Consider the following 16,189-nt stretch of genomic DNA (forward strand, 5'->3'; position numbering starts at 1 on the left):
GTGGCATTTCAATCAGCCCAAAGCGCCGCAACGGCGAACTGCGGGCTTATTTTTACCTACGTATAGAGAAAAAAATGAAAGCTAAAAAAGGAAATTTGCTCAAGTCCACCCCTCTGTCACTGTCAGCAGCTGCAATTGCCGTCACCAGTGCCCTCCTTACCACTCCTGTGGTTGCAGAAGAGCAGACCATGTTTGACGAAATGGTGGTGGTTTCAAGCCGCACCCCGAAAGCGATCAGTGATATCCCTGGAACCGTTTGGTACATCGATTCAGAACAGATCGAACAAGAATATCGTGGTGGTAAAACCTTAGGTGAGATCCTCGCTTCCGCCATTCCATCACTGGATGTCAGCTCAGGCGCACGAACCAACTACGGCCAAAATCTGCGTGGACGCAAAATGCTGGTGATGATCGACGGTGTATCCCTCGAATCTTCGCGTCAAATCAGCCGCCACATGGATTCGATCGACCCGTTTAACATTGAACGTATCGAAGTGCTTTCTGGTGCAACATCTATCTACGGTGCGGGCGCATCAGGCGGTGTCATCAACATCATCACCAAGAAAGCGACAAGCCAAGAGCTCGAATTTGAATCTTACGTCGGCGCAAAGTCTGGTTTTAATTCTAGCGAAGATTTTGACTACAAGGTCGGCCAATCCATCTCAGGTGGCAACGATAAAGTTCAAGCCCGCGCTTCTGTGGTGTACACCGAAACCCAAGGTTTCTTTGATGCCAACGGCGATATCGTCACACCCGACATTTCACAAGGCTCTCTGCAATTCAACCAAACCGTTGATTTGATGACGACGGTGGGTGTGAATATTTCTGAAACCCAAAAACTCAACCTATTGGCGCAATACTATGATAGCCAGCAAGACTCCCCTTACGGCCTGTACATTGTTAATAACAAGTTTGTGGACGTAAGAAACGGCTTTGACTCAGACCGCGAACACGGCACAGAACGCATGATGCTGAGTGCGTCTTACGTCAATGATGAGTTCTTGAATCACCAACTGATTGCGGAAGCCTCCTACCGTAAAGAAGATCAAACTTATACCCCTTACTACCAGTCTTCTGGCCAACAGATCACGGATGTCATCTCACTCAAGGCCGCTTTGGCGAAGAATTTTGACAAACTGAATCTGGTGTATGGGATTGATGTTTATCAAGATCAGTTAGACAGCAACCAAGCGCTGTATGACAAAACCATCGCCAACAACTCAGGAAACCTCATCAACCGTACTTACGCGCAAGTGGGCCGTTACCCAGGGATTAAAGTAGGTTCTGTCGCCGGTTTTGTTCAAGCAGGTTACGACATCACTGACGACTGGTCAGTCGAAGGTGGCTTCCGTTACCAGCATATGGTCAATAAAATCGATGACTTCGTAGGCTACCAGCAGCAGAAAAACATTGCAGAAGGTAAAGGCACTTCTGCCGATGCCGTACCGGGAGGCGAAACTGACTACAACGTGGGTCTGTTCAACTTAGGCACGCTTTATCATCTCAATAATCACTCGCAAGTGTGGGCTAACTTCTCACAAGGTTTCGATCTGGCTGACCCTGCGAAATACTATGGTCAAGGCAACTATAAACTGGTCGGCAGCCACTGGACGTTGCAAGACAGTATCAATGTTGATAGTTCTAAAATGTCAGGCATTAAAACCAACAGCTTTGAGTTGGGCTACCGTTTAGAAAAAGACAGTTTCAACCTGCAAACCGCGGCCTACTATTCCACCTCGGATAAATCCGTTTCTTACAACAAGCAAACTTTATTGATTGAAGAAGTGGAAGATAAGAAACGCGTTTACGGCCTTGAGGCTATGGCGTCTTACTGGGTACACACCAATGTTCAATTGGGTGCGTCAGGTCACTACGTGGTCTCGAAAGTCAAAGGTGATAACGGCTGGGAAGATATGACAGCAGGCGAAGCCAGCACATCAAAAGCCAGTGCTTGGGCGGGTTGGTATGATGCGGATCTGGCGGTTAAGTTACAGAGCCAAACCATGTTTGACTACAAAGATGGCGAACAAAACAAGTTGGACGGTTATACCATCTTTGACTTAGTCGGTAGCTACCAATTGCCAGTGGGCAGTCTCGGTTTTGGTGTGCTCAACCTGTTTGACCACGACTACACCACCATTTGGGGTCAACGTGCGCAGATCGTTTATTCCGCTCACTACGATGCTGCTGCGTATGACTACAAAGGCCGTGGCCGTACTTATACCCTGAACTACCAAGTAAAATTCTAATTCAAGCGGCAGTCACTCCATTGAGGAGTGGCTGCTACTTTATTTCCTCAATTCTTCTGTGCTGTATCCGGCCTATTCTCAATACATTGGATAGTCACCATCCTGCTATTCCACTCTTCGCGTACTCGCAAGAGTGTGGCTCACAGCAGCAAAATAAAACCGCAGAAATGAAAAAGCGCCAGCAAGAATTCACTTGCTGGCGCTTAGAATAATGGCACGCCCTACAGGATTCGAACCTGTGACCACATGCTTAGAAGGCACGTGCTCTATCCAACTGAGCTAAGGGCGCGCTACAGGGTGAGGATTATACGAGTTAAACGGGCTAGATCAACGTCTTTGTCTAACTTTCTGTTTCGAATGAGCAATATTTTACCGATCTCATCTCAACTGCCGAAAAACAGAACAAAGCAAACGTTTGCCTGTGGATGTTATCAAAAATATCTGCGACAATGCGCGCAAAAATTTTCGCTCCAAACCTGTAAGGAAAGTCATGACTGCTCAAAATATTGATGGAACGCTGATTTCGCAAACGGTGCGCTCAGAAGTGGCAGCCCGTGTTAAAGCTCGGGTTCAAGCTGGGTTACGAGCCCCAGGACTAGCGGTTGTGTTGGTGGGCGAAGATCCTGCTTCACAAGTGTATGTCGGCAGTAAACGCCGTGCTTGCGAAGAAGTCGGGTTTGTCTCCAAATCTTTCGATTTACCCGCCACCGCGAGTGAAGAAACCTTGCTGTCACTGGTTGAAGAACTCAATAACGATCCACAAATCGATGGCATTTTGGTGCAACTGCCTTTGCCTGCAGGTATTGATACCACCAAAGTGTTGGAGAGTATTCACCCTGAGAAAGATGTGGATGGTTTCCACCCTTACAACGTTGGCCGTTTGGCGCAGCGCATTCCGAAACTGCGCTCTTGCACGCCCAAAGGCATCATTACTCTGCTTGAGCGTTATAACATTCCCTTGCGCGGTAAACATGCGGTGATTGTGGGTGCCTCCAACATTGTCGGTCGCCCTATGACGTTAGAGCTGTTACTGGCAGGTTGCACTACCACCACTTGCCACCGCTTTACTCAAGATCTCGAAGGCCATATTCGCCAAGCGGATGTCTTGGTGGTTGCGGTCGGTAAACCTAACTTTATTCCGGGAGCATGGATTAAAGAAGGCGCGATTGTAGTCGATGTCGGCATTAACCGCTTAGATACAGGCAAACTGGTTGGCGATGTGGAATACGATGTTGCCCGCACGCGAGCAAGCTTTATCACACCAGTACCCGGTGGTGTCGGACCTATGACCGTCGCAAGCTTGATTGAAAACACCATGATGGCGTGTGAGCAGTTCCATACTCAAGTTTAAGCCGTCTCCGCTTCAGCGATAGAAATGTTCAAAAAGCAGAGGTCAACCCAAATATGGATTGACCTCTGTTGTTCTTTTCGGCACTCATGTTTCCCCACAGAATCATCATCGAACAGCACAAAAGTTAAAGATCATTCATCAGCTGTTCTAATTCATCCGTTGCGTCTTCAATAAGGTGGCTCAGCTCACTCGCATCCGGCTCAGCCAATGTTAGCTGCCAAGGTCGCTTTTTGTTGGTGCTGACAATTCGGGTATGCCCTTTCTGCTTTTCAAATTTCACTTGCTCAAACTCTGCGACATGGTGTTGGTGGGTCTCCATCACATCGACACATAGTTTACCTAGTGGATTAACTTCTATATGAGCATGCAGTTGTGGCTTACCCGCCACTCGGTAATGTCTGTGAATAGTAATCATAATATCCCTCCTAGCCTGAGATAGATTGCCTTCACTTTCAGTTTAGAACACTCGATTGAACTTGAAGTGTGAATTGCTCACCAAGTTCCACACTCTCTTTTTAATTGTTTGAAATGTTCAGGATTCGTTTGAGGACTGACCAGCTAATGCCACCACCTGTACCAACAGCAGACTGTTCCGCTATCGGTAACTTTGGGTTCTGATTTTGTTATCTAGTCAACACCTACCCGTTCTACCAATAATCGCATAGAGACCAAACAAGAGATGCTCAATAGGGAGAACGCTAAAATGCTATATAAAATCACCATGTTAGAACCCTTTGGGGTTCTCGTTGAGCCAGTAAAAAAACCGACTCATGTTAATCAATTGGATATTGATGCATTACGCGAGATGTTTAATCGCGAGCAGTTGGTTTTACTGCGTGGCTTTGAAAGTTTCGGACAAGCCGATGATTTTGCTGATTACTGTGAACTCTGGGGAGAAGTGAGTGTTTGGCCATTTGGCCGAGTATTGGACCTAGTGCAGAAAGAAAATCCGGGTGATCACATTTTTGATAGCAGTTATATGCCGATGCACTGGGATGGGATGTATCGCCCACAAGTGCCTGAATACCAAATTTTCCAATGTGTACAAGCCCCTTTATCTGGGCATGGTGGCCGAACCACCTTTAGCCATACCATGCTGGCCTTAAAACATACCCCCATCCAAGAGGTGGAACGTTGGATGCAAGTGACCGGACACTACCAACGCCAAATGGAGTTTTATCACAGCAAAACCGTATCACCGATTGTGATGCCTCACCCATATAAAGACTACCTTGTGATCCGTTACAACGAGCCACACTTTGAAGAGAATGGGGATCTGCTCAACCCACCGGATGTTTCGCTGTCTGGCATCGCACCTCAACAAGCCACTGAATTTCATAAGAGTTTGCGCCGCGCATTGTATGACCCTCGTAACTTTTATGCTCACGAGTGGCAAAACGGTGACATTGTGATTACTGACAATTTTTCACTGTTACATGGACGTGAAGCGTTTACCTCTCATACCCCACGCCATATCCGCCGTGTACAAGTTTTAAGTACACCGGCTTATAACAACCCAAGTTTGGAGTCTTACCAATGTCCACAAAAGTAACCGACATCGTCATTATTGGTGCCGGCCCGGTAGGGTTAATGTGTGCCTACTTAGCTCAGCAGTGTGGACTAAGCACCATAACCATCGATAAATCTGCACACCCTTTACAAGTTGGCCGAGCCGATGCCTTGAATGCACGAACCTTACAATTGTTGGAGGTCGCCAAGCTTTTTGATGAGCTTTACCCACTTGGTAAACCTTGTAATACCAGCTCAGTTTGGGCAGATGGACACTTTGTTTCTCGCCAATCATCGTGGTGGGAAGCGTTAGAAGGGTGCCTACATAAACACTTTTTGATGTTAGGCCAATCCTTTGTTGAGCAATCACTAGATGATAAATTGACAGCAATGGCCACACCGGTATGGCGTAACACCGCTGTTGAGAATATTGAATTAACACCAACGGGTTGTGTTACCACTCTCACTAACGGTGAAGTCATCCCATCTCGTTTTGTGATTGGTGCTGATGGCTCGCAATCCTTTGTACGCAGTCACTTTGAGGTTCCTTTCCATATTGTGCGGCCAGAGATCATCTGGGCGGTGATCGATGGCGTAATTGAGAGCGACTTCCCTAAAGTGCCTGAAATTATCGTATTCCAAGCTGAAACCTCCGATGTGGCGTGGATTCCACGCGAAGGCAATATTGATCGATTCTATGTGCGAATGGATACCCATGATTTCACACAAGAAGAGGCGATTGCCAAAATCAATCGGGCGATGGCCCCTCACCGTTTACACTTCTCCGACATTGTATGGTTTTCACAATTTGCCGTGAAAGAATCCGTAGCCGAACAATATAGCTTGGAGAACAAGGTGTTCTTAGCGGGCGATGCATGCCACGTTCACTCCGTTAACGGTGGACAAGGGCTCAATACAGGCGTAGCTGATGCTTTTAACCTGATTTGGAAACTCAGCATGTATGTGCAAGGCTACGCTGCAGGCTCACTACTACAGAGCTATCAAGCCGAGCGCCAACCAGTAGCACAGAGTGTAATTGAAAGTTCAGGCGAGCTTGTACGCTCCACCAAGTTTTCTGCTACCAATACTCATGCTCAAGATTACGTCAAAATCGTAGAGAAACGCTCCGGCAACATAACAGGAATGGGCATACGCTATGGTGAAGAAGGGCCAATTGGCACCCGTGTTTGGGATTTTCCAATCAAGAGTAATGAACAGCCAACACGCCTATATACCTTGCTCAACTACTCAAATTGGAGCCTGCTGCTGTTTAGCGATACTGAACGCCATATCGCAGTTCCCGATTTTATAAAAGTCATTCGAGTAGGCTCACAGCCACACGTTGCTCAATATTGGACGGAGCAAACACCTTATGCGTATCAAGCGGTATTGGTACGCCCTGATGCGTATATTGCACTCATCACTCCACTGGATGAACTCGAAACACAATTAGTACGCTTTATTGAATCACTTCGATAACTCAGCCATCACCAAGGCCAGCCGCAAGGCTGGCTTTTATCCTGACCACTCACTGTGCCCGCAACGATTCCACTAAATAATCGATAAACAATCGCACTCGTGGCGGCAAATTTTTACGGCTTGGATAAAGAATGTTCATGGTCGTGCTGAGTTGGTAAAAATCAGGGAAAAGCCTTACCAACGCAGGCCCCGGCACTTTATTGATCAGGAAATGGGCAATCGCGCCGATCCCCAATCCTTGTTGAACCATGGCCATCACGGCAAGAGGAGCGTTACTTATATGCTGCGGCTCCAGTTTCACGTCATGTCGCTCACCTTCAGGGTTGACGAGTGTCATGGTGTGATTGGGCAAGCATAGTCGCGTCAGATAGATCCAATCGTGGTGCTGCAAATCTTCAATTTTTTCAAGCGGTGGACTTTTATCTAAATAGCTTTGGCTCGCATAAAGGCCAATTTCAAAAGGGGCGATCACTCTTCCCACCAAAGACGAAGAAGTGAGCTCCCCCATTCGGATCACAATATCAAGGTTCGATTCAACAAAGTCTTGCAACCCATCCTCCAATTGAAGATCAAACTTTACCTGCGGATACAATTGATAAAACTCTTCCAACAGTGGAGCTAACAAGAATGTACCGACATCGATCGTCGTCCCAATCCGGATTATGCCGGAAACTTCAGACGCCAGATGGTTGACCGAATACAGCGCTTCCTCTGCCATTCCAAGTAAACCATGGCTGTATTGGTAAAAGGTGCCGCCTTCCGTGGTTAGGCTGACTTTACGAGTGGTACGGTTCAATAAGCGTACATTCAGATTTTTTTCTAACGTGGTTATTTGCTCACTGACCTTGGACTTAGTCATACCAAGCGATTCCCCAGCCGAGGTAAAAGATCCACACTCAACAACCTTATTGAAGATAGCAATACGCTTAAGTTCATTCAGCATTACTGTTCCTTTATTGGTAACTTTGGGTTCTATTTTTATTGTCTAGTCAATAATCAGAATCATAGAAATAATGTTCTTGTCATTTGGATAAAAACAAACCCCATAGGTTTCACCAAAAATAATAACAATAAAGAAATTATTGTTATTTGTGGCATTAATTCCAATTTCAGAGGCTGTAACTAATGATTCCTGCATCAAAGAAAACCAAACTCATAGCGAGAGCCATTATAGGTAATGCAATCAGCTAAATATTAAATTTATCGCTTATCAAACTTACTAAGAAACTAATTGAAACCAACTTGCTTTACTGGCGAGTTCCCATGTTATTCAACCATGTATAAATGAGGAAATTTTATGCTCGATGCTGAACAAGAAACTTATGTAGAAAAAACGTCATTTATTCTGCTGAATCAACTCATCGCACAGTGCAATGCTTCCTATGAAGGCTTGGCTCATTTAAAAAGTCAGCTTCGTAGCTTCATTCAGAAACAGCAAAAAATTAAATTACTTCTACCCGCCTTTCCTTGTAAAACAAATAATCTAGATAAAGTTCTTGGTCATACGCCAGATATTGGAGAATATCTCGTTCTAAGAAAATTTGTGCAATGTATTAGAGATATACAGTCCGTTTATGAACCGGGCATAACTTTTTATATATTTTCAGACTATCACACTTTCTCTGATTATATTTCTGTCGACTTAGAACACCATTACGATTATTCCGACAATCTGCGTAAAATGGTCGCAAACATGAACTGCAGTGACTCATTGAAAATTATGAACTTTGAGCATTTTGATGAATTTAAAGACCTCAAAGACACTGAATATTTTAATGGATTGCGTGAGATGTTTGGTGAACCTAACTATGCCGATAATTTCTCTAAGCTAAAATTAAAGAACAATAAAATGAACCAAACTTATCTTGGTTTGAAGAAATTCATGAATCAGGATCAGAAACATATTTTAGCTCCGCTCTCGTATAAAGAACGCCGCCAACGATTAGCCCAAATTGCTAAAGGAATGATGGTACAGGGTAAAGCTCTAGATAATTTCTTACAGCAAAAGTTTGCCGACTGCATCCGCCTTAGCATTCATGAACATCCAATGATTGGTAAGAAATATTCCCTTTTTCTCTTTAATGAGCGCCAATTCAAAACTCCTTGGCATAGCACGTTACTGTTTGATGCAAGCCGTGGAGAATTCATCGTTGATAGCAAAGAAAACCATTTAAAACGCTCCGGACTTATTGTACCAGTGACCCACGATGGCAAACCTTGGTGTTACCTACAGCTTAACCTTGCCAGTGAACAAAGTATTGCAGCACTGAGCCAAATCAAAGCCGAGTTGATGTTGGAAAAATTTGCACTGAGGTTGGAGTGTTCATCCCCTAACATTTCACTCTCCATGCTAAACCCCAAAGAGCTCAGCCATTTGGTGAGAGAATTTGGTTCAGTGCGCTTACGCGGGTTTTCCACGCTCAGTCATCCTACCGAGTTACAAAATTGGTACTTAAACCAACGTTCGGCCATCATTTGGGATTTTGGTGTGACTGTTGAAGGCTTGAAAAGCCGTGCAGTTGATCTTCCTGTTCATTGGGCGCTTTCATGCCCACCGGTATCAATGGATATCGACTCACAACGCTACCAATATGAAGATTTCACACCTCATGAATATGCGGTTTACTGCGCAACCAGTGATGCGAATAATGTCTGGGAAACCGTAGATTCAGCATTGGCTGTTTTAACGTTAGAGGGACAAGAGCGTGAACAGTTACGCCATACTGTGATGCATTATGCCAATTTTACCCCCGAGCATTCAGGCACTGCACGCCACCCCTTAGTTCGCTACTGTTCAACATCGCGCCAAGATGTGCTCCGTTGGCAAGACTTACATCATGAACATGGTTATCAAATTCAGCTCGATGATGTGAATGTTCCAGCGGAACAATCCGCCATCCATCAGCGTCTTAGCACGCTTTGCCACAACCCTAAGGTCTGCGTAGAGCATTCTCTGCAACAGGGAGACTTACTACTCATCAATAACTTAACTACTTTACAGTCCTGCCAGACTGCCCATAAAGATGAGTATTGGCGAATCCACCTACAACCGGAGTCGATCAACTCACCGTGGCAACCACATAACCGGGTCGCCTCACCAGTCTCTGAGACCGCATAGTTGAGACCGCACAGTTTGTTTTTTCAAAAATCCCCTACTGGCATCCCCTTTGCCAATTTGAGTTCGATTCACTACGAATTCATTTGATTGATGTATTTGGGAGGTACTGAGGCAATGGATCGCACAGTTTTCTCCCCTTTTTTCTCTCTGTATTTCTATACTTCACCCCTCCCACTTCTCACCAAAATGCTTCGTATCTAGAAAAGAAAACACCCCAGCTAAGCTAGGGTGTGATTAGAAACGCAACGGTTTATTGTGCGTTATTCATTTGAGTGAGCTTATCGCCAATTGGTTTGGAGAAATTAAAGCCGTCATGCTTATCCCAGTTGATTGACCAGGTCATTACCCCAGCATAATTAGGGTAGGCAAAGGCCGGTTTAATGGTGCTGCAACGGGTTCCTTTGGTTAAACAATCCAGCGCATCAAGGATATTTTGGGTTGGAGCTTGACCTGAATTTGCCGAACTTGGACCTGACGGCAAACCAATGGCTACTTGGTCATCACGCAATGGTTCAAAGCGTGTGCCGTTAGCTAAGGTGAAGCCTTCAATCAACATTTTTGATTGAGCGACCATCATATCCACTGAGCCTTCTGGTGCCGCGCTCGGTGTATATGGGTTAGGTAAACCACCGTTGTTGTAGAGCTGAACATGAAGAATATCAAGCGTATCGCGCACTTCGTTAATCACCGGAATGTAAGCGCCCCAAATTCCACTGTAAGCGACCATACCACCTTGCACATAAGGGTGTTCAGGCGCCATAGTGAGGAACATATCACCACCGATGTTTTTCTCGATTTGCTTCAACGCTCGACCTAAGCGCGCTTGAATTTGCGAGCCATGAACAAGGTTTGAACCACTTTCGAGATCCACATCCAACCCATCAAAGCCCCATTCTTTGATCAACGCAGTCAGGCTGCTCACAAAGTTGGCTTCATCTTGATCAGTGTTAAGGGTAATAGTGCCTTCAGCGCCACCTAAGGAAAGGACAAATACTTTACCTTTCGCTTGTAGCGCTTTCATATCTTGCTTGAACTGCGCAGGATCGAGCGCAGGGCAACTGCTGTAAATATCACCGGCATACAGGTTGAAATGTACCGTTCCGGTACTGTTGCGATCGTTTTCTGCAAAGGCAATATCAATCACATCCCACGCTTGTGACATATCCGCCAAACGAATTGGGCAACCCGCACCATTGACGAAGTTATGCCAGTAACCAATCAAGCGATGTTTCTTCTGAGTTTGCTCTACCACGCTGATTACGGCAGCGGAAGAGGTCACGTTCGTTCCTGCTGCATCAGTCGCTTTCGCAGCAACGGTATAGTTACCAATCGCACTCGGCGTCCAGCTGTAAGCAAAAGGCTCCGTTGTATCCGTTGCAACTACCGCGCCGTTGACCACAAACTCCACTTTCGCCACATTATTGGTTAGTGACGTTGCATCAGCGGCAATGTTGACCGGTTTACCTAGACCAACGGTTTGGCCGGATGTCGGCGAAGTCAGTGAAACCACCAGATCTTGATCGCTCACCGTCACGCTGACTGCGCTTTCACTGGTGTTGCTATCGTTGTCCGTAGCCACTGCTTTCAGGGTTTGATTCCCCGTAGTGGTGGCTAGCCAGTTAACCACGTAAGGTGCTTGAGTCACCACGCCTAAGCTGTTGTTGCCCGCAAAAAACTCCACTTGCGTGACCGAGCCATCGGCATCACTGGCTTGCGCCGCCACACTGACAGTTGAGCCAGCAAGAATCACTTGGTTCGCCGTTGGGTTGGTTAATGTCACTACAGGTGGCGTTGAACAAGCGCCTAAACCACTCCATGCCTCTTTCCAATAACTTCCAACACCTGGCTCATACGCCCAACCAGAGCTGGAAGAACACCAACCGGCGATATCGCAGCGATATTTTTGGTTTTTATTTTGTACCAACTGCCCTGCCGAATACGCGGTTCCCGCCGAATACACAGGTAAACCTGCGCAACCTGCATTCGAGCCACTGCTGACCGTTAAAGTCACTGCTTGGCTCACGGTAGACTGGTTGTCATTATCAATGGCTTTGGCTTTAAAGGTATGACTGCCGACAGCGGCATTCCAATTAAACTGGTAAGGCTCAGAGCTATCGGTTACGACAAGTTGGCCATCAACATAAAATTCCACAGCAGTAACACTGCCATCACTATCAGCAGCATTAGCAGCCACCGCTAAAACATTCCCCACGGTTAACTGCTCACTGCCCGTTGGGCTAGTCAACGTCACAGTTGGCGGAACAGGGTTACCGGTCGGTGTTACGCTGATACTTACGGTGCTGCTGGTGGTTGCACCTTGGTTATCGGTCGCAATCGCGGTCACTGACGTTGCACCCAATGCTGCCGTCCAGTCCACTTGATATGGGGCTTGTTGATCAATCGCAATACTCTGTGTACCGACTAAAAACTCCACTTGAGTGATGCTGCCATCGCTATCTGAGGCACTGGCTTGTAATCCCACCACCGAACCTTGTGGGATCTTGGCGTTATTGAGCGGTGATTGGATGGACACTTGAGGTGGGATATTCGCCCCTCCGTCACACTGTCCAAGAATTTGCCATGCGTCCCATTGCCCAGAATGGGTTGCGGGATCGTTACCCTGAGTCCAGTAACGCGCTTGGTAAGCGGTGTTGGTTTTTTGAACTTTGTCGCTGCCGACATACACGGTGTTGCTGTCCCACACTGGCACTCCGGCACAGTTATAGGCTTGTGCAGAGTAGCTTACCCCCAAGCTGGCGGTAATCACGGCTGCTAAACAATAGCGCTTCATGTTTCTCTCCTGTATTAGATGATGTCGCTTATAACTAATACTCCAGAGTGGAAGTTTTGCATGCTAATCCTCTGATTAGTTTATATTTCTCGGCACAGTGTCACTGACTAGCACGGAACTCAACATAACTTTCAACGCTTTTTCGGCACGATTCACGAATCCCTCTCCATACAACCTATATCGTATTTATGCTGACAAAGCGGGCATAAAAAAAGCCAGCGATGACGCTGGCTTGTTCTTTATTAAATCAAAATCATAAGGACAAGATGACCCCAGCAATCGATGCGCTCATTAGGTTGGCCAACACGCCAGCACCAATCGCACGGAAACCATACTTAGAGATGAACGCACGACGCTCAGGCACCAAACTGCCTAACCCGCCAATCAAAATCGCCATGGTGGAAATATTCGCAAAGCCACACAGAGCAAAAGTAATGATCGCTTGTGAGTGCGCACTCAACTGCTGCTTTACTTCGATGAGTTGAATGAAAGCCACAAACTCGTTCACCACCACTTTATTACCAATCAGCGAACCTGCGGTGATCGCTTCATGCCATGGAATACCAATCAGCCAAGCCACCGGAGCAAAAACATACCCCATAATCAGTTCAAAGCTCAGCTCGATGCCAAACCAGCCACCAACCCAGCCTAACAAGCCATTTAGCAGAGCAATCACACTCACGAAGGCGAGCAGAGTCGCACCCACCGCAACAGCGATTTTAACGCCGGACATGGCACCATCAGCAATCGCTTCAACCACATTAGTCGCTTTAGGCAGATCCAATTCGTCATCCGCCGTCACCACATCGATTTTTTCGATTTCTGGCAACATGATTTTGGCCATGAGCAGACCGGCAGGCGCCGACATAAACGCCGCCGCAATTAAGTAGTTAAGCTCAACCCCCAGCGAGGCATAACCGACCAAAGTACCACCTGCAACCGAAGCCAAGCCACCTGTCATCACCGCAAAAAATTGCGAATCGGTCATCTTGTTCAGATAAGGTTTAACCACCAGCGGCGCTTCAATCATGCCCACGAAAATGTTTGCGGTAGCGGAAAGGGATTCCGCACGACCTGTGCCAAGCAATTTCTGCAAACCACCACCGATGAGGTTAATCACTTTCGGCATGATGCCTAAATGGTAAAGGCCAGAAATCAGTGCGGAAAAGAAAATGATGATGCCGAGGACATTGATCGCAAACACAAAACCCACACTGCCATTGGCAAGGCCACCAAACACAAAACCAATTCCGTCTTGTCCATAGTTGATCAGTTGTGACACTGCGCCTGTCACACTATTCAGTGCATCTTTACCGGCTGGCACGTACAGCACCAGTAATGCGAAGAAAATTTGCAGCAATAACGCTAACGAGACTGTACGCAAATTGATATTTTTTCTATTGGTAGAAAATAACCACGCAATCAACAAAATTGCGCCCATACCGAGAAGTGATGACATAACGCCGCCCAAAATGTGAGTAGAACAGGAAAGACGGCGATTTTAGTGAAGGAAATCGTATGCGCAAGGCGCATTTGTTAATCACTCATTACCAAACCAGTGAACAAAATGCGCTTTTCTATAACCTGCTGATTTTATTAAGACTAAACGTTTGCTTATGAGTTATCTTTTCCATTTGGAAAATATCTTTTTAAAACCAGCAATAATTTCTCCGACTTTACGCAGAGGTAAAACGGACATAAGGCTGTAATCTGGCATCCCAGTAACAAGGGGTACCAAGTACCTGCTTGATAAAATCAATAACAGCCGATGTCTTTTTAGGCATATGCTGCCGACTTGGATAAACCGCATAAAACGGCATCTGTTGATCTGCACACCATTCCGGCAACAATTGAATCAGTTGTCCAGTTCGAAACTCATCTCGCAGTAAATAGGTGGCCAAATAGGCTATTCCCCACCCAGCTACGGCGGCATCGCGCACCGCTTCAGCCAAATCGACTGAATAGTTACCGGAGACTTTAACGGTTTGACTTTGCCCATCCCGACTGAATGACCAACGCGTATAATCGCGCTCCCAACTTCGATAAATCAAACAGTTATGATCCATCAGCTCCACTGGTTGAGTCGGTGTGCCATGACGCAGTAAATATTCTGTTGATGCAGCCACCACAAAACGACAATCTGCAATGCGTTGTGCCACATAGCCTTCCGGCAGTTGCTCGTTACTGGTGATCCACAAATCGAGCCCTTCTTTAAGCATATCAACTTTATGATCAAACAGATGTACTTCGACTCTAAGATCGGGGTACTGCTGGCGAAGTTGTTCTAAGGCAGGTAACACATGCAAAGTACCGAACGATTGCGATAAACCAAGCCGGAGCAGGCCTGCCACCTCATCACGCTGATCTTCCATTTCACTTTGCGCGTTAGTCACTATCGTGAGCAGCTCACTACAATGGGAATAGAACAAATTGCCGGCATCAGTCAGAGTAAAACTGCGCGTGGTGCGCTGCACCAGTTTTACCCCAAGTGACGCTTCTAATGCGGCGAGCTGTTTACTGACATGGGAAACCGACACACCTAACGCATGCGCAGCAGCAGTAAAACTTTGATGTTGGATTAACACCGCAAATAAAGCCATCTGACTGGCACGTTCAGCAAGCAAACTCAATCCTCATTAAAATCTTCTCGCAAGAAAAAAATAGAGGGCTCCCAGGAGCCCTCTCGTATCGTCAGTTTCGATCAAAATTTGATCCGATCCGCAAGATGGCTAACCGCGAGCGCAAAGTAGTAAGAGCGGTTCCACTTCATCAGTACATTGTAGTTGTTGTAAACAAGATAAATACGCCCCGCTTCATCATCCGGCATGATCAGCCAAGCTTTCACATCACCAGAGCTAGAAAGAACAGGCAGTGGCTTACCGTCATAACGAGTCACGCCCAATTTACTCCACTCTTGTAAAGTTTTGCCTTTTTCAGGCTGGCGACCTTCAAGATCATGATTAAAACCTTTCGGGATTTTTACTTGGCGTCCCCAAGTGTACTTATCATCCCAGCCTGATTGGCTAAGATAGTTCGCCGTGGAAGCAAATACATCTGAGCGGGTTCCCCAAATGTCTTTTTTGCCATCGCCATTACCGTCTGCTGCAAAATTCAAAAATGAACTTGGCATAAATTGGCATTGACCCATTGCGCCCGCCCAAGAGCCTTTCATTGTTTCAGGTGCAATATGGCCTTGTTCTAAAATCTGCAAAGCTGCCATGGTTTCTTTACGGAAAAACTCTTCACGACGACCTTCGTACGCTAGCGTTGATAACGCATCAATCACACTGAAGTTACCCGTTAGCGCACCGAAATTACTCTCTACACCCCATAAAGCCACAATAAATCTGGGTTGCACACCATACTGCTTACCAATGCGTTGTAATTCATCATAATGCTTTTCATACAGTGATTGAGCTTGCTTCACTTTCCATTCCGGCACAGCACGTGGAATATACTCATCCAACGTCAGCTTTTTCTCCGGCTGGTTTTTATCCGCCACAACGGCACGAGGTTTGTACTCAACATCGCGAAATGCTTCATTGAGTATGCGTTCAGAAATGCCTTCTTCACGCGCTTGCTGCTTTAGTCTTTCGACATATTCTTCAAAACTGACTTCATTGGCGAGCACTGGTGCTGACAGGGTCAAGCCCAATACTATCGATAATAATTTTTTCAAGATGCCCTCCTTG

Annotated in this window: 11 protein-coding genes and 1 tRNA gene; 5 read left to right on the plus strand and 7 right to left on the minus strand. The window is 46.3% G+C overall.

From position 1 onward, the window contains the following. The first annotated feature begins 74 nt into the window (after nucleotides 1–74). Complete coding sequence (gene iutA, locus VOA_RS03715) at nucleotides 75–2,249, plus strand: IutA-like xeno-aerobactin receptor (RefSeq protein ID WP_000644798.1); 2,175 nt, start codon at nucleotides 75–77, stop codon at nucleotides 2,247–2,249. A gap of 212 nt (nucleotides 2,250–2,461) precedes the next feature. On the opposite strand, the gene VOA_RS03710 is transcribed toward iutA, so the two are convergent. After that, a tRNA-Arg gene (locus tag VOA_RS03710) sits at nucleotides 2,462–2,538 on the minus strand. Between the two features lie 201 nt (nucleotides 2,539–2,739). Between VOA_RS03710 and folD the strand changes: the two genes are divergently transcribed. Next, nucleotides 2,740–3,600 carry a bifunctional methylenetetrahydrofolate dehydrogenase/methenyltetrahydrofolate cyclohydrolase FolD gene (gene folD, locus VOA_RS0118620; protein ID WP_000126776.1) on the plus strand — a complete coding sequence of 287 codons (861 nt, stop codon included), beginning with the start codon at nucleotides 2,740–2,742 and terminating at the stop codon, nucleotides 3,598–3,600. Nucleotides 3,601–3,724: 124 nt separating this feature from the next. Here folD and VOA_RS03705 read toward each other — a convergent pair whose 3' ends face one another. Further along, nucleotides 3,725–4,015: a hypothetical protein gene (locus VOA_RS03705; protein WP_000628342.1), complete on the minus strand. Its 291-nt coding sequence runs from the start codon at nucleotides 4,013–4,015 to the stop codon at nucleotides 3,725–3,727. A gap of 288 nt (nucleotides 4,016–4,303) precedes the next feature. Here VOA_RS03705 and VOA_RS03700 point away from each other — a divergent pair, with 288 nt between their 5' ends. Both VOA_RS03700 and VOA_RS03695 read left to right on the plus strand, forming a co-directional pair. After that, nucleotides 4,304–5,152: a TauD/TfdA dioxygenase family protein gene (locus tag VOA_RS03700; RefSeq protein WP_000966032.1), complete on the plus strand. Its 849-nt coding sequence runs from the start codon at nucleotides 4,304–4,306 to the stop codon at nucleotides 5,150–5,152. Then, entirely contained in the window at nucleotides 5,137–6,588 is a 1,452-nt protein-coding gene (locus tag VOA_RS03695) for an FAD-binding protein (RefSeq protein ID WP_000105208.1), read from the plus strand. Before VOA_RS03700 ends, VOA_RS03695 begins: the two co-directional genes overlap by 16 nt. A gap of 49 nt (nucleotides 6,589–6,637) precedes the next feature. On the opposite strand, the gene VOA_RS03690 is transcribed toward VOA_RS03695, so the two are convergent. Next, nucleotides 6,638–7,531 carry a LysR family transcriptional regulator gene (locus VOA_RS03690; protein ID WP_000931260.1) on the minus strand — a complete coding sequence of 298 codons (894 nt, stop codon included), beginning with the start codon at nucleotides 7,529–7,531 and terminating at the stop codon, nucleotides 6,638–6,640. Between the two features lie 354 nt (nucleotides 7,532–7,885). Here VOA_RS03690 and VOA_RS03685 point away from each other — a divergent pair, with 354 nt between their 5' ends. Continuing rightward, nucleotides 7,886–9,706, plus strand: a complete 1,821-nt coding sequence (locus tag VOA_RS03685; protein ID WP_000882887.1) for an L-tyrosine/L-tryptophan isonitrile synthase family protein — start codon at nucleotides 7,886–7,888, stop codon at nucleotides 9,704–9,706. A 250-nt stretch (nucleotides 9,707–9,956) separates the two neighbouring features. Here the strand turns inward: VOA_RS03685 and VOA_RS03680 are convergent, their stop codons facing one another. The 4 genes from VOA_RS03680 to VOA_RS03665 form a co-directional block, all read right to left on the minus strand. After that, on the minus strand, nucleotides 9,957–12,497 hold the full coding sequence (locus tag VOA_RS03680) for an Ig-like domain-containing protein (protein WP_000833010.1): 2,541 nt from the start codon (nucleotides 12,495–12,497) through the stop codon (nucleotides 9,957–9,959). 253 nt (nucleotides 12,498–12,750) lie between these two features. Further along, complete coding sequence (locus tag VOA_RS03675; protein ID WP_000096601.1) at nucleotides 12,751–13,956, minus strand: NupC/NupG family nucleoside CNT transporter; 1,206 nt, start codon at nucleotides 13,954–13,956, stop codon at nucleotides 12,751–12,753. Nucleotides 13,957–14,173: 217 nt separating this feature from the next. Further along, nucleotides 14,174–15,121, minus strand: coding sequence for a LysR family transcriptional regulator (locus VOA_RS03670; protein ID WP_000879074.1), 948 nt, complete (start codon nucleotides 15,119–15,121; stop codon nucleotides 14,174–14,176). A gap of 77 nt (nucleotides 15,122–15,198) precedes the next feature. Next, complete coding sequence (locus tag VOA_RS03665) at nucleotides 15,199–16,176, minus strand: lytic murein transglycosylase (RefSeq protein ID WP_000735490.1); 978 nt, start codon at nucleotides 16,174–16,176, stop codon at nucleotides 15,199–15,201. Nucleotides 16,177–16,189: the final 13 nt, after the last annotated feature.

This window comes from Vibrio sp. RC586 (genome assembly GCF_000176715.1).
Lineage (GTDB): Bacteria > Pseudomonadota > Gammaproteobacteria > Enterobacterales > Vibrionaceae > Vibrio.